The following is a 14403-nucleotide window of genomic DNA, read 5'->3' as shown; positions in this document are numbered from 1 at the left end:
CTGCGGCCGGCCTGGTGCCGGGCAACGCTCTATGGATGATGCGCTATCGATCACTCAGTGGTCCCTTTGTCGCGCGCGACATGGCCACAATCGGCTCGCACACGCAACATGCGAGTGCGCGCGAACCGCGCGGTCACACCGCCAAAGGTCAGCGCCGCCGCATCATGCTGCGCAATTGGAGCAGCGCCGCCCCCGCCGACAGCGCGATCCCCAGGCCCGATACCGCGCTCCAGCCACCGGCATTCCACGCCGCCGTCGCCGCCGCCGATCCGCCCGCCCCGCCCAGGAACATCGCCCCCATGAAGATCGTATTGAGCCGCGCCCGCGCTTCGGGCCGCAGCGCATAGACCAGATGCTGGTTCGACACGAGCGCGCTCTGCACCGCAAAGTCGAGCAGAACCACGCCGACGATCAGCCCCGCGATCGACAGCCACGCCCCGAAAATCAGCCAGGACAGCAGCGTCAGCACCGCCCCCAGCACGATCACGCGGTGCGGCCCGTAGCGGTCGGCGAAACGCCCCGCCACCGGTGCCGCGAGAATGCCGATCGCGCCGACAATGCCGAACAGCCCGGCGACATCCGCCCCCAGCGCGAAGCGCGGCGTCTGCAGATACAGGGCCAAGATCGTCCAGAACGCGGTGAAGGCCGCAAACAACAAAGCCTGCGTCGCGGCGGCCAGCCGCAGTTCGGCGAATTCGCGCCACAGGCCGGTCAGCGACGCCATCAGCGCAGGATAACCAATCGTCGTCTCGGGCAGGCTGCGCGGCAACCGCGCCGCCATCAGCCCGCCCGCGCCCAGCGCCAGCGGCACGCCCAGCCAGAACATTGCGCGCCATCCGGCATGCGTCGCCACCAGCCCGGCGAGCGTCCGGCTGAGCAGGATGCCGCACAACAGCCCAGCCATCACCGTGCCGACCGTCGCGCCGCGCTTGGCCGGATCGGACAGATGCGCCGCGAACGGCACGATCTGCTGCGCGACCGTCGCCGTCACCCCGACCAGCAGCGACGCCACCAGCAGCAAGGCGACATTGGGGGCCACCGCCGCCAGTGCCAGCGCCAGCGCCAGCACCACGAACTGCACGACGATCAGCCGCTTGCGCTCCAGCAGATCGCCCAGCGGCGTGAGCAGGAACAGCCCCGCCGCATAGCCCAATTGCGTCGCGGTCGGCACCAGCCCGGTCCACGCGCCGGGCAAATCCCGCTCGATAATGCCGAGCATCGGCTGGTTATAATAGATGTTGGATACGGCAATGCCGGTCGCGACCGCCATCGTCAGCGTGAGCCCGTGCGACAGCGCGCGCGGTTCGGCGCGGTTCGCTTGCGCTGTCCTATCCATCGCTTCGTCCTTCTGCGCGGGCCACCGTCAAAGCTGACGATCGATCATGAAAATAGCGAGCCGTGCCCCGATCCGGACTCACCCTTTGGTATAGGGGACCGTCGGCTGCGTTACGCCAACGCGGCCGCCATCCAGTCGGGCACCCGCGCATCGCCCAGCGCCTCCACCCGGCGCAGTTCCACCATCAGCCCGAGCTCGGGATACGTCGCCCGCGTGCGGTCCCCGGCTTCGCCCAGCGGCGCGACCACCAGCCGCCGGTTGACCTTGCTGCGATGGTGCATCCGCGCGGTATTCTCCTGCCCGACATAGCAGCCCTTGGTGAAGCTCACCCCGTTCAGCTCGCGCGCATTGCATTCCAGCCACAACGTCTGGTCGTTGCCAAGCTCAGCCAGCCCCTCGGTCACCCCCAGCGACAGCCGGTGCGCCAGCCAGCCCTCGGCCGCCGCCCCCGCATCGCCGATCCAGCGCCGCCCGAGCGCGGCCAGACGCGGATCGGGCACGCCCTCGCCACCCTCGCGCGCCCAATGCACCGCGCCGCCAGTGCGTTCGATCGTGATCGCGCGCCGCAACCGGTACATCGACAAGCGCCGCGCCAGCGCCTCCGCCGCGCTCGCCTCGCAATCGACCAGGATCGCGTCACCCTCAGCCCACAGCACGAAATCGAACAGCGCCTTGCCCTGCGGCGTCAGCAGCCCGCCCCATTGCGGCGCGCCCGGCACCACGCTCGCCATGTCGTGCGTGACAAGCCCTTGCAGGAAGCCGCGCGGGTCATCGCCCGCGATGCGAAGGAGCGCTCGGTCGGTCAGGGTGGTTTCTGGCATGACGAACAGGTAGGAAGCCCGCGACTCTTTGTCACCCATGCGCAGGGCGCTTCCCGCCAGGCTGCCTTTCCCCGTCGGGCGGGGATCAAGGTCAGGGCTTCGACAAATTCCGCCCGAACGGAGTGCGTGCAGTGACTTTCGATCTCCTCCTGAAGAACGGCACCGTCCATTTGCCCGCGGGCCCCGTGCAGACCAGCGTCGGCGTCATCGCAGGGAAAATCGCCGCGATCGGCGTAAGCGGCGATGCGGGCGAGACGATCGACTGCACCGGGCTCGACATCCTGCCCGGCGTCATCGACACGCAAGTCCACTTCCGCGAACCCGGCCTCGTCCATAAGGAAGACCTCGAATCCGGCGCGCGCGCGGCGGTGCTCGGCGGGGTGACCGCCGTGTTCGAAATGCCCAACACCAAGCCCAATACCGATTCGGCCGAGGCGATTGCCGACAAGCTCGCCCGCGCGCATCATCGGATGTGGTGCGACCACGCTTTCTATGTCGGCGCGACCAACCACAATGCCGCCGATCTCGCCGAGCTGGAGCGGATGCCCGGCACCGCTGGCGTCAAGATTTTCATGGGTGCCTCGACCGGTGATTTGCTGGTCTCGGAAGACGCTTCGCTCGCCGCCGTGCTCGCTTCGGGCCATCGCCGCGTCGCCATCCATGCCGAGGATGAGGACCGCATGAACGCCCGCGCCGACGAGCGCGTGCCCGGCGACCCGTCCTCGCACCCGGTGTGGCGCGACGATGAAAGCGCGCTGCTCGCGACCAAGCGCATCGTCGCGCTCGCCCGTGCGGCGCGGCGGCGCATCCATGTGCTGCACATCACCACCCCCGCCGAGCTGGAGTTCCTGAGCGCGCACAAGGACATCGTGACCTGCGAGGTGACCCCGCAGCACCTCACGCTGGCGGGCGAGGAGGCGTATTCCCGGCTCGGCACACTGGCACAGATGAACCCGCCGATCCGCTCGGGCGCGCATCGCGACGGGCTGTGGCATTGGGTCGACCAGGGCGTCGCCGACATTCTCGGCTCCGACCACGCCCCGCATACGCTCGAGGAAAAGGCCAAGCCCTATCCCGGCTCGCCCAGCGGCATGCCCGGCGTGCAGACGCTGCTGCCGCTGATGCTCAACCATGTGGCGGAGGGGCGAACCACGCTCGCCCGCGTGATCGACCTCACCAGCGCCGGGCCGCAGCGCGTGTTCGGCATCGTCGGCAAGGGCCGCATCGCGGTCGGCTATGACGCCGATTTCTCGGTGGTGGACTTGAAGGCGCGCTGGACGATCACCGAAGACTGGCTCGCCTCGCGCTGCGGCTGGTCGCCCTTTACCGGCATGGACCTCACCGGCCGCCCGATCGGCACCATCATCCGCGGCCACCGCGTGATGTGGGACGGCGCGCTGGCTGGCGCGGCGGTCGGCGAGCCGATCCGGTTCGAGGCGGTGGAGTTTGGGTGAGGGGGGTGGATAAATCGGGCAAGCGTAGAGTAATGAAATCCCGCGTTAGGCTGTCGACATCCAACCCCTCCACTGGATGCAACATGGCCTTTCTCCCGCCGCGTTCGTCTTCGCTAGGGCGGCGGAAGCGACTTGCGTCGTAGCACGTCGAGCCCGACGCGCAACGCCTCAATCCTATCCCGTTCAACCTCGGTCAGATCCGGCGATTTAGAAAAGCGCTCGCAACCATCTGCGATCGCCTCGACGTCATAGAGATCCGTCTCAGGATCCCTGTATAGGCCAAATTCCATGCGCGACCCATCATTTGACCGGCCGAGCAAACCCCGCGAAAGACGCGCCAGTGTATGACCGCTGCGACGGGCTTCCCGCGCGAGCCATGCCCTCGCTTCTTTCAACTTGCCGAGATGAGCCCAAGCCCGCGCCACTTCGTAATAGTGGGGCAAATCCGTTAAGATGTCCGCCGCATTCGCAGCCTCGATGAGCGGCAGCAGCGCCTCCCCAAGCGCGGCAAGTCGATCACTTGGGATGAAATACTTTCGTGATCCTCCATCCATTGCGATAGCCCCAGTCGACCGACCGAGATCGACATACAACGCAGCCAACGCCCCGACATCGTTAGAGTTTGCAAAAATATCATCCACCACATCCGCTGTGGCCCCCGGGCCAAGGCGCTCGAAGATTTGCGTGATGAGATAAAAATGAGCGGAAGAGGGACCGAACGCTCCCATCTCCCCATTGGCAAACGACACCGCAACGCACCGATCTACCAAGGCACCCAGAAGCGTGGTAAGGTCGGAAGCGTCGAGCAGCCGGACGCGATGACCAACCTCCTGGAAATACTCGCCGACAAGGCTGATGCCGCCTTCATCCTGAAGGGCCAACGCAGCGTCGATCAGCTCAAGGTGCTGTTGGCGCGACAGGCCAGGTGTCGCCGCTTGCTCGATCCACAGTTTCGGAATCGAATATGGGGAAGGCGATAGGCTGAAGTAAGCAGTGTAGCCAGGCTTCGTGGCGACGCCTCGGCGCGCGACGACATCAGTCCAATTCTCTGCCGAATAAGCTCGTCTGCTGTTTCCAAACAGGTCGGTTTTGGTCGGGAAGAGCAGGCGAAGCATCGGAACGATATCTGCCCTGGCACCCTCGCTCAGCATGTCGCCCAAGGCATTGGCGGCAGCAAGGGAGGCTTCGTCGTTAGCTGCTATCGCATAACTCAGTCCCTCGCCAAGGAGTAGTGTGCGATTGTTGCGGATCCAGTCGAATACCTTGCGATCAAACAGGCGCAGTGCCTCCATACATAGAACATCATAGGCGTCGATCTCGTCCTTCAAAGCCGCCCACGCGAAATGCATGGCATTGGACAAGCGCACGACGTCGCGTGGGTGCCGCAACCACCTGTGCAGTCCAGCCTGCAACATTTCCATCCATCGAATCCCCAGCGTCGGGCGTGGAGGTAGAGTAGGCAGCCCCAGTTCCAGCATGCGCATGATCCCGGTCCGGCTCGGCATCGGCACTTCTAGTTCATGCTGGACGATCTTCTCCGCATAACCCGACCGCGCACCGTCAGTAGGTGCCAAACTGCCAAGCGCCGACCACACGATCTGTCGATCGTACGATAGGACATAGGTCACGTTCGGCAGTCGACCGACGGTCTTGACCATCTGCATAAGCGAACGAATTTCTTCGTTGGTCAACCGGTCGATATCGTCGATGAACACGATGAAACGCCGATCTGCCTTCTTTAGCCGCCCGACGAGTTCGCCGTAGGTCTTCTGCAGAGAAGGCTCGGACAACCACTTTTCTGCAGCTTTTTTTACCGCGATCTTACCGATCGAGGCACCGGCTTTGGACGCCGCTCCACCGGTATGATCGATAACCCAACCAAGCTTTGCGGCGGCGTCAATGAGCTTGTCCCCGCCGACATCGATTGCACCTTTCGTCAGACGACGGATTGTGGCCCGCTTTTCGGCGGCATCTCCGAGCTTCTCCGACAACACCTTGAAGTAGGCAGAAGCGAGGTCCTGGTGGCCCGAAACGATCCACGGTTCGAAGTCGAACCACTGGAGGTTCGCTAAATCCTCACGCGCTTCCTCTCGCCACTTTTCGAGATGGCTTCTCACGAAATTTAGGACCGTAGATTTGCCCGATCCCCAATCGCCGTGGAGCCCGAAAACATAGCCCGAAGGTGCTTCCTGTGCGACCAGCGCGTCGGCAAGCCGACCAGCGAAGTTCGCGAAGCCAAGCGCATCGTCGCGCCAAGGATTCGCTTTGGGAGAATCGTCGGAAAATTGGTGGCTGTTGTGAGTCATGTATACACATTGGACTATTTGTCCTGAAGCGCTAGTCTACCGCACAAAACTGACCACGCCAGTTCCGAGCTCATACCTTTGATCCGAGTCGAATTAAAGATCCCGATACACAGCAACGCCTGTCAACCGAACCGGTTTAACACTAACCTTCCGCGCTGCGGCAGGCGCGCTCACTTCTCGGTGAAGCGCTTCACCTTCACCGGCAAATCCTTGCCCTTGGTGCGGCGCGAGGGGATCTGCACCGGGTTCTTCTTCTTCCACGCGGCCCAGGTCATCGGGCCGTCGGGGGTGTCGATGATGGTGTCGTCCATGTCGCTCATCGGAAGCTGCTCCGCCGCTTGAAGGGCCAGTCGATCACGCCGCCGGCGAACAGCGCCCACCACACGATCACCGGCTGAAACAGCAAACGCGGGACATGGTACCACAGGCTCAATCCGCCGGTGCCATGCTCGATATAATCCACCGCATGTTTCACATTGGCGGGATAGACGCACACCGCATACAGCGCCAGCATCACCCCCGCCCACCACCGCCAGCGCGGCAGGTACAGCCCCACCGCCCCGGCGATCTCGCACAGGCCGGTCACGAGGATCACGGCCTTGGGAAAGGGCACGAAGGCGGGCGTGATCGACAGAAACGGCCCCGGCACCGCAACGTGCAACACCCCCGCCGCGAGATAGGCCACAGCCAGCACCGCGCGCAGCACCGCTCGGGCACGCGGTGCGGCGCTGGCGGAGCGCTGGCTCAGAAGGGGAACCACTTCGATGTATGGCTGAACTTCATATAGCCAAGGTTCACGCCCTGCCGCCAGCCGACGCCCAGCCGGATCGGGATCAGCACGATATTGCCGCGCCGCAAATAGGTGGCGGCGAACCCGCCGACGAAATAAACGCGCCCCTCGCCCGCCGGGAAGCGCTTGTACAGGTCTTCCGAATCGTAAAGATTATAGACCAATACGAACACCTTATTGGCATCCCCGCCCAGGTCGAAGCCGACCGACGGCCCCGTCCAATAGACGGGCTGCTGCCCCTCGATCTTGTGGAACATCGTGCCTTTGCCATAGCGCAGGCCGACCACCACCGCGCCCGACGCTTCGCGCCCGGCGATATAGGCGTTGGGCTCGCCCTGCTCCTTCAGCGTGCGCTCGAGGATGCCGGCCAGGCCAGCCGCACCCTTGCCGAAGGTGCCCTCGGCGGCGTTGAGCAGTTCCTGCTTCTGGAAGGTCTGGCTGGCGGCGGATTCGGCGTCGGCCCCGTTGCGCGCCGCCGATTGCGCCCGCGCATCGCGTGTGGTGCCGTCTGCCGGTGTCGGCGTCGTCGATGCCGGTCCGGGGAGCGGCGCGCTCGACTGCGGCGCATCCGGGTAGCGCGGGGCATCGGGGTAGCGTTGCGCATCGGGCGCGGTCGGCACGGGGTTCGGATATTGCGGCTGGGCGGGCGCTGGGGTGGTCTGGCCGCGCAAATCGGCGTCGATCGCCTGGTTGGGATCGATCGTGCGCACTTGCCCCGCGACGCCTGCGGAGGCGGTGGCGAGTGCCAGTGCCAACGCGACCCCGCATTTCGGGACGCTGTGCCATCCTGTTCGCATCGTTCTTCTCCCCACGCCTCAATCTGCCCCCGTAACGCCATCGTGCCTGTCGCGACAATGAACCACGCCTGCGCGCGCGACCAACCGAGTCGAATTTAGGCCAGGTAACATGCGAACGCGCTGTTGATCCGCAACGCATGCGCGGCTATAGCCCGCCTTCGCCGTGATCCGGAGACGTGGGTGAGTGGCTGAAACCAGCGGTTTGCTAAACCGCCGTACCGGGTTTACTGGTACCGAGGGTTCGAATCCCTCCGTCTCCGCCAATCCATCATTTTCCAGCCTGCGCTGACGCCCGCCAAGGGCGCGTAAATTTCTGACAATGATCGGTATCTATTCGCTGACGTTGATCTGTCTCCGTGGCGATCTGGGTTCAGGTCCGGCGTGACAATGCTGCGCCTTGGTCTTGGAAAACCTGACCATGATCAAGTCCGCGATCTTTCTGCAGCGGCCGATCTGCGCAAGCTTGCCAGGGCGGGTACGATCCCTTGGAGGAGGGCAACAAACAGGGTCTCGCCCTGCAATCTCAGATTTGCTGGTCCGTGACCTCGCCATAATGCTCCGCCAGATAATCGACGAACAGCCGGATGCGTGCTGGGATGTTCGCGCCGCCCACGAAAACGGCGTGGAATACCTCCCGGTCGCCGGGATTAAACGGTTCCAGCAACGGCACCAGCCGCCCGTCCGCAAGCGCCCGGCCAATCCCGAAATTACCGACGCGCGCGATGCCGACGCCATCCAGCGCCAGTTGCAGCAGCGTCTCGCCGCTATTGGCCTCGATCGAGCCGTCCACCGTCAGTGCCTTTGTTTCACCGTCCACGCGGAACGGCCAGGTCGGTTCGGCGCGGCGGAAATTGAAATTTAGGCAATTGTGCTGCGCGAGGTCCTGCGGCGCGCGCGGCGTTCCGCGTTCGGCGAGATATTCGGGCGAGGCAACGATGGTGCGACCGTTATCGCCCAGGCGGCGCGCCATCAGCACGCTGTCGGGCAGGGGCCCCGAACGCACCGCGACATCGGCCTGCCCCTGCGCGACATCGACCTTCTCGTCACTCAGATTGATATCGACGACGATCAAGGGATGCGCCCGCGTAAAGGCCTTGAGCAGCGGCACGATACACACCCGCCCATGCGACACGGCGGCGCTCACCCGGATCCGGCCCCGCGGCGCACCCTGGTCGGCGATCCCCTGCTCGACCTCGTCGAGATCGGCGAGGATGCGACGCGCACCGCCAAGATAGGTCCTGCCCTCCGCCGTCAACGTGAGCGCGCGTGTCGTGCGCAACAGCAGCCGAGTCCCGAGCCGGGCCTCGATCCGGTCGATCGTGCGGCTGACGCCGGACGGCGTCAGCGCGAGTTGCCGCCCTGCGGCGGAGAAGCTGCCGGTCGCGGCAACGGCCGCAAATACCGACAAGTCACGCGCGCGATCAAAGCTGCCCATCTTTGCCTCGGCATCAAAGGTTCTTGCCTTTCGATCCGGCTAATCAAAGCACGCTATTCTGTCTACTCTTTGCTTGGGCGCATCGAGCCCCTTTGAGGAGACAGACGATGACGACGCACTGCACCCCTCGCCGCCTCGCCTTTGCCGCGGCATCCCTGATCAGCCTCGCGAGCAGCACCGCGCTCGCGCAGAGCGGCCCGCATTTCCCCACAACCTTCCGCGAGCAGGACATCGCGACCAACGGCACCACCCTGCATGTCCGCATTGGTGGTTCGGGACCGGCGGTCGTGCTGCTGCACGGCTATGGCGACACCGGCGACATGTGGGTGCCGCTCGCCACCGATCTCGCCCGCGATCACACGGTGATCGTGCCCGACCTGCGCGGCATGGGCCTGTCCGCGCGGGCCGACACCGGGTTCGAAAAGGCGAACGAGGCAAATGATATCGTCGGCGTGATGGACGTGCTGGGTGCCGCGCGTGCCGATGTCGTGGCGCACGATATCGGCAACATGGTCGGTTATGCGCTTGCCGCGCGGCATCCCGACCGTGTGACGAAGCTCGTGCTCATGGATGCGCCGGTGCCCGGCATTGGCCCGTGGGAGGAAATCCTCAAGAACCCGCTGCTGTGGCATTTCCGCTTCGGTGGCCCGGACATGGAGCGGCTCGTCGCAGGCCGCGAGCGGATTTATCTCGACCGCTTCTGGAACGACTTTTCCGCCAAGCCGGCACGTTTTTCCGAAGCCGCGCGTGCGCATTATGCAGCGCTGTATGCAGGGCCGGGGCGGATGCATGCGGGTTTCGCGCAATTTGCCGCATTCGAGCAGGACGCGATCGACAACCGCGCCTGGATCGCGGCGCACGGCAAGCTGACGCTGCCCGTGCTGGCGATCGGCGGCGAAAAGTCGTTCGGGTCGACCATGGCAGTGGTCAGTCGCGCAGGTGCCGTCGATGTGCAGGAGCGCGTGATTGCCGATGCCGGGCACTGGCTGATGGAGGAACAGCCCGAAGCAACCGTTCGGGCGATCCGCAGCTATCTCGACACGCCCGTCATCACGACGCGCGTGCGGTTTGCGCCCACTGCGCTCTCGGGCGAGCAGACCGATCGCCTGCCGACTGCGGGGGCCGGTGCCGGCACGTCCGGCATGGCCGGTATCCGCACCGTGCTGCTCTCCGGCGATCCCGCCAAGCCAGGCCCTTACACGCTGGAGATCCGCGTGCCGGCGCACACCACAATCGCGCCGCACACGCACCGCGATGATCGCGTCGCGACCGTCGTCTCGGGAACATGGTATTTCGGCTACGGTACTGATGCATCGAACGCGCCGATCCGCGCGCTCGGGAGCGGCGGCTTCTATACCGAGCCCGGCAAAGTGCCGCACTTCGCCGCCACCCGCGACGAGTCGGCGGTCGTCCGCATCACCGGCACCGGTCCGAGCGACACCGTCTTCGTGGCCGAACCGGCACCGCGCTGATCCACCGCTGTTCAGGAGACAGAAAATGCCACAATTCTCTTCGAGCGCGATGCAGGACCATTGGGTCGAGGGGGCTGCCGGACGCTTATTCGTCCGGCACTGGCCCGCGATCGGCACCGCCGCCGCATCGTTCGTGATCTGCCACGGCTTCAACGCGCATAGCGGGCACTATGCGCGCGCCGCCGAGGTGTTCGCGCAGCGTGGCCTCGCCGTCACGGCACCTGACCTGCGCGGTCGCGGGCGTTCCGAGGGCGAGCGCTTCTATGTCGACTCGTTCGACGACTATGTGTCCGACCTATCGCACGCGATCGACTTTGCCCGCGCACAGGCACCCGATCTGCCGGTGTACCTCCTCGGACACAGCGCCGGCGGGGTGATCGCGCTGAGCTACGTGCTCGGCGGTCAGGATCGCATCGCCGGATTGATCTGCGAGAGCTTTGCGTACCGGGTGTTCGCGCCGGATTTCGCGTTGACGCTGCTGCGGGGCGCCAGCCACGTCGTGCCGCACGCGCACGTCCTGCGTTTAAAAATCGCGGACTTTTCGCGCGATCCTGCATGGATCGAACAGCTTGAGCACGATCCGCTGGTGCGCGACGAGGTGCAGCCGGTGCAGACTGTCGCGGCGCTGGCGCGCGCGGCGGATCGGTTGCGCGCAACCTTCGACCGCGTCGCCCTTCCCGTCCTCATCCTGCACGGGGACGCGGACAAGGCAGCAGACGTCGAAGGCAGTCGGGAATTCTTCGATGCGGCCAGCGCAAGCGACAAGACGCTCAAGCTGTACGAGGGACACTATCACGATTTGCTCAACGACCTCGACCGGGACCGTGTGACCAACGATATCGGCAACTGGATTGCGCAACGCGCGTCCGCCTGAGCACGAATGGCAGCGTCAAGATCCACCGCCGCCGCGCCGTCTCGCTTGCGATCCTGACACCCGCCTGACGGCACTGCGGGCCTCCCTGTTTTATCCCATCAAAGGAAAAACCCATGAACATCGATCTTCACGGCAACCCGCGCTTCCTCGCCGGGCCAGGGGCCACGCTGCCCGACGTGCGCCCGATCTTCGGGCGGTCGTACCGGGTCACGGTAAGCTACGCCTTCTGACGAAGACGGCCGAGCGGCGCGCCGACCATCGGCGCGCCGCTCATTTTATGCGCACCGCCGCTCGGCTCAGCCGTGCAGGGGCGACAAATGGCTTTTGCTGGCGTGGTGGTGCGCGCCTTCGGTGTGGTGATCGCCATTGGGTTCGACCGCCACCACATTGACCGAGCCAAAGCGCACGCCCCGTTCCGCGCGGATCAAATCCGCCAGCGCCCGCACGGCAAGCGTCGGCCCTTTCAAAATAACCGTCTCGAACAAGCTGGTATGATCCAGAATGATCTGCGTCGATGAGACGATGAGATCATGATGCTGATGCTTGATGTCGAGCAACCGTTGCGCGAGCAAGCGCGTGCTGTGGCTGTAGACATAGGCAAGGTTCGCGACGCACTCCCCCTCCGTCGTCGAGTTGCGATGATGCGTCTCCACGGCCTCACGCACCAGATCGCGAACCGCCTCCGATCGCGTTTGGTACCCCTGCTCCTTGAGCATCGCATCGAACAGCGGCGCAATCCTGAGATCCAGCGAAACGGTCACGCGTTGCATCGTTGGGGACGGCTCCTGTTCTCCTGCTGACCGCACATATCGCAGTGGGAGGCCGGGCGATATTTTTATCCAGTGCCGATCCACCAAATTTCTTTGCGCGCGGAGGCACCCAAATCGACGGCCCGCAACGTACCCTTTCACGTGTGAACTTTTTGAAAAAACTGCATACGAAAGGGAAACGCCCGTGCCACGAAAGACCCCGTCCGCAAGCGCGATCAACGCCGCGCGGCACCGTGGCCCCGGGCGATCGCGACACTGGCGTGCACTGCTGTGCGGGGCCGCCACCTTGCTGATCGCGGAATCGCTCGCCGCGAACCCCGCCGCTGCGCAAGAGATGCCGCAAGCCCCGGATTTTCCCGCGCCGACCGACGCGCAGCACCCCGACGACATCATCGTCTACGGTCGCGCCATCGCCCAGATCGGCATTGCCACGTCGGGATCGCAGGGTGTTGTCGGCTATAAGGATTTCGCGGACAAACCGCTCTCGCGCGTCGGCGAGTTGGTCGAGAATGTGCCGGGCGTGATCGCGACCCAGCATTCGGGCACGGGCAAGGCCAATCAATATTTCCTGCGCGGCTTTAACCTCGATCACGGCACCGATTTCGCAGGGTTTGTCGATGGCGTGCCGATCAACATGCGCACGCATGGGCACGGCCAGGGCTATCTCGATCTCAATTTCCTCATCCCTGAACTGGTCGAACGGATCGATTATCGCAAAGGCCCCTATTTTGCCGATGTCGGGGATTTTTCGGCCGCAGGCACCGTCAAATTCACCACCGCCAGCCACCTCGCCCAGCCGATCGCGCAAGTCACCGCTGGGAGTTTCGGCTATTATCGGGCGCTGGCGGCGGGCAGTACCGGGGTGGCGGGCGGCGATCTGTTGCTCGGGCTCGATGGCACGGTGTCCGATGGGCCGTGGGTGTTGAACGAACGGCTGCGCAAGGTGAACGCGCTTGCCAAATATACGCGCGACGGGTTGAGCCTTGGCTTGACCGCCTATCACGCGACCTGGAACTCCACCGACCAGGTGCCGCTCCGCGCGATCGACAGCGGCTTGATCAGCCGCTTTGGCAATATCGACCCCTTTCTTGGCGGCGAGACGACGCGGATCGGGCTGACCGGCAACGGTCATTTCGGCGAAACCGAGGTCTCGCTCTTCGGTCTCTATTACCGCTTCCGCCTGACCTCCAATTTCACCTATTTCCTCGACGATCCCGTCAATGGCGACGAGTTTCAGCAGCGCGACCAGCGCGGGGTTTTCGGCGGTTCGATCCGCCACACCATGCCTGCCACGATCGCCGGGTTGCCCGTGACGTTCGTCATCGGTGGCGACACGCGCTACGATCATATCGGCAAGATCGGCCTGTATCACACCGTCAAGGGCGTCCCGATCGGCACCGTGCGCCAGGACCAGGTGGAGGAATATAGCGCTGCCTTCTATGGCGAGGCGACCGCTGCGCTGACTCCGCGTCTGCGGCTCGTCCTCGGGTTGCGCGGCGACCTTTACGGCTATGATGTGCACGCGCAAACGCAGGCCGCCAATTCCGGGCGCGGATCCGATACCATCCTGGGCCCCAAGGCCGCGCTGGCCTGGCGCGCGACTGATCATCTCGAACTTTACGCCAATTATGGCGAGAGCTTTCACTCCAATGACGTGCGCGGTGCCGCGATCACGGTCGACCCGAAGAGCGGCGCACCCGCCGACCGCCTGCCGGTGCTGGTGAAGGCGCGCGGCGGGGAACTCGGCGCGCGGGTGGAATATCAGCGCTTCACCGCATCGATCGTCGGCTATTATCTGACGCTTGGTTCCGAACTGGTGTTTTCCGGCGATGACGGGACAACCGAACCCAATGACGCGACCCGTCGCTACGGTACCGAGGCCACATTGTTCTGGCGGCCGACATCGTGGCTCGCGCTCGACGGATCGGCGGCGTTCACCCATGCCCGCTTCCACACTGTCGCAGCCGGGCAGGACCACATCCCCAATTCGGTCAGCAACGTCCTTGCCGGTGGCGCGGCGGTCGATTTCGGGCACGGAATCACCGGATCGGTGCGGTTGCGCCACTTTGGCAGCGCGCCGCTGATCGAAGACGGCAGCGCGCGGTCGCAACCGACCACGCTGGTCAATTTCGGCGGCTATTACACGCTGGGTCGGTTGAAACTTGGCGTCGATGTCCTGAATGTGTTCGACGCGAAGGACGCCGACATCACCTATTTCTACACCTCGCGCCTACAGGGCGAACCAAGCGGCGGCGTCGACGATTATCACCTGCATCCGGTCGAACCGCGCCAGGTGCGCGTCAGCCTGCGCTATGGCTTTTAGCTTCGCCGTTCGCCCTCAGCCTATC

Annotated in this window: 12 protein-coding genes and 1 tRNA gene; 5 read left to right on the top strand and 8 right to left on the bottom strand. The window is 64.6% G+C overall.

The window, feature by feature from the left end:
* Positions 1-148: 148 nt before the first annotated feature.
* Both H4W01_RS01565 and ygfZ read right to left on the bottom strand, forming a co-directional pair.
* Entirely contained in the window at positions 149-1336 is a 1188-nt protein-coding gene (locus H4W01_RS01565) for an MFS transporter (RefSeq protein ID WP_209609611.1), read from the bottom strand.
* Between the two features lie 110 nt (positions 1337-1446).
* Positions 1447-2196 (bottom strand): CAF17-like 4Fe-4S cluster assembly/insertion protein YgfZ, encoded by a 750-nt coding sequence (gene ygfZ, locus H4W01_RS01560; protein WP_334685109.1) that lies wholly within the window; start codon positions 2194-2196, stop codon positions 1447-1449.
* Between the two features lie 92 nt (positions 2197-2288).
* Here ygfZ and H4W01_RS01555 point away from each other — a divergent pair, with 92 nt between their 5' ends.
* Complete coding sequence (locus tag H4W01_RS01555) at positions 2289-3611, top strand: dihydroorotase (RefSeq protein WP_209609610.1); 1323 nt, start codon at positions 2289-2291, stop codon at positions 3609-3611.
* Between the two features lie 113 nt (positions 3612-3724).
* Here H4W01_RS01555 and H4W01_RS01550 read toward each other — a convergent pair whose 3' ends face one another.
* From H4W01_RS01550 to H4W01_RS01535, 4 genes are all read right to left on the bottom strand, one after another.
* Positions 3725-5917, bottom strand: coding sequence for a KAP family P-loop NTPase fold protein (locus tag H4W01_RS01550; RefSeq protein ID WP_209609609.1), 2193 nt, complete (start codon positions 5915-5917; stop codon positions 3725-3727).
* Between the two features lie 170 nt (positions 5918-6087).
* Positions 6088-6237: a hypothetical protein gene (locus H4W01_RS01545; protein WP_209613526.1), complete on the bottom strand. Its 150-nt coding sequence runs from the start codon at positions 6235-6237 to the stop codon at positions 6088-6090.
* Positions 6234-6677, bottom strand: a complete 444-nt coding sequence (locus H4W01_RS01540) for a DoxX family protein (RefSeq protein WP_209609608.1) — start codon at positions 6675-6677, stop codon at positions 6234-6236. The genes H4W01_RS01545 and H4W01_RS01540 overlap by 4 nt, the downstream gene beginning before the upstream one ends.
* Positions 6662-7504 (bottom strand): DUF1134 domain-containing protein, encoded by an 843-nt coding sequence (locus H4W01_RS01535; protein WP_209609607.1) that lies wholly within the window; start codon positions 7502-7504, stop codon positions 6662-6664. Before H4W01_RS01535 ends, H4W01_RS01540 begins: the two co-directional genes overlap by 16 nt.
* 170 nt (positions 7505-7674) lie before the next feature.
* On the opposite strand from H4W01_RS01535, the gene H4W01_RS01530 reads away from it, so the two are divergent.
* Positions 7675-7767: transfer RNA gene (locus H4W01_RS01530), tRNA-Ser, on the top strand.
* Positions 7768-8027: 260 nt separating this feature from the next.
* On the opposite strand, the gene H4W01_RS01525 is transcribed toward H4W01_RS01530, so the two are convergent.
* Positions 8028-8939 (bottom strand): LysR family transcriptional regulator, encoded by a 912-nt coding sequence (locus tag H4W01_RS01525; RefSeq protein ID WP_209609606.1) that lies wholly within the window; start codon positions 8937-8939, stop codon positions 8028-8030.
* A 107-nt stretch (positions 8940-9046) separates the two neighbouring features.
* On the opposite strand from H4W01_RS01525, the gene H4W01_RS01520 reads away from it, so the two are divergent.
* Positions 9047-10411 (top strand): alpha/beta fold hydrolase, encoded by a 1365-nt coding sequence (locus H4W01_RS01520; protein WP_209609605.1) that lies wholly within the window; start codon positions 9047-9049, stop codon positions 10409-10411.
* Positions 10412-10436: 25 nt separating this feature from the next.
* Positions 10437-11285, top strand: coding sequence for an alpha/beta hydrolase (locus H4W01_RS01515; RefSeq protein ID WP_209609604.1), 849 nt, complete (start codon positions 10437-10439; stop codon positions 11283-11285).
* A gap of 296 nt (positions 11286-11581) precedes the next feature.
* Here the strand turns inward: H4W01_RS01515 and nikR are convergent, their stop codons facing one another.
* The gene (gene nikR, locus H4W01_RS01510) at positions 11582-12055 is read right to left on the bottom strand and encodes a nickel-responsive transcriptional regulator NikR (protein WP_010406720.1); all 474 of its coding nucleotides are present in this window, start codon (positions 12053-12055) and stop codon (positions 11582-11584) included.
* A 184-nt stretch (positions 12056-12239) separates the two neighbouring features.
* Here nikR and H4W01_RS01505 point away from each other — a divergent pair, with 184 nt between their 5' ends.
* Positions 12240-14378, top strand: a complete 2139-nt coding sequence (locus H4W01_RS01505; protein ID WP_209609602.1) for a TonB-dependent receptor — start codon at positions 12240-12242, stop codon at positions 14376-14378.
* Positions 14379-14403: the final 25 nt, after the last annotated feature.

The sequence above is a fragment of the Sphingomonas sp. PL20 genome (genome assembly GCF_017875905.1).
GTDB lineage: Bacteria > Pseudomonadota > Alphaproteobacteria > Sphingomonadales > Sphingomonadaceae > Sphingomonas > Sphingomonas echinoides.
The sequence above is the reverse complement of the archived record's forward strand: the minus strand, read 5'-3'. Positions and strand labels throughout refer to the sequence as shown.

Excerpts from the sequence above, each read along its gene's own strand:
- H4W01_RS01565 (WP_209609611.1), bottom strand. The coding sequence starts at position 1,336 with ATGGATAGGACAGCGCAAGCGAACCGCGCCGAACCGCGCGCGCTGTCG.
- nikR (WP_010406720.1), bottom strand. The coding sequence starts at position 12,055 with ATGCAACGCGTGACCGTTTCGCTGGATCTCAGGATTGCGCCGCTGTTC.
- H4W01_RS01525 (WP_209609606.1), bottom strand. The coding sequence starts at position 8,939 with ATGGGCAGCTTTGATCGCGCGCGTGACTTGTCGGTATTTGCGGCCGTT.
- H4W01_RS01535 (WP_209609607.1), bottom strand. The coding sequence starts at position 7,504 with ATGCGAACAGGATGGCACAGCGTCCCGAAATGCGGGGTCGCGTTGGCA.
- ygfZ (WP_334685109.1), bottom strand. The coding sequence starts at position 2,196 with ATGGGTGACAAAGAGTCGCGGGCTTCCTACCTGTTCGTCATGCCAGAA.
- H4W01_RS01550 (WP_209609609.1), bottom strand. The coding sequence starts at position 5,917 with ATGACTCACAACAGCCACCAATTTTCCGACGATTCTCCCAAAGCGAAT.
- H4W01_RS01545 (WP_209613526.1), bottom strand. The coding sequence starts at position 6,237 with ATGAGCGACATGGACGACACCATCATCGACACCCCCGACGGCCCGATG.
- H4W01_RS01515 (WP_209609604.1), top strand. The coding sequence starts at position 10,437 with ATGCCACAATTCTCTTCGAGCGCGATGCAGGACCATTGGGTCGAGGGG.
- H4W01_RS01520 (WP_209609605.1), top strand. The coding sequence starts at position 9,047 with ATGACGACGCACTGCACCCCTCGCCGCCTCGCCTTTGCCGCGGCATCC.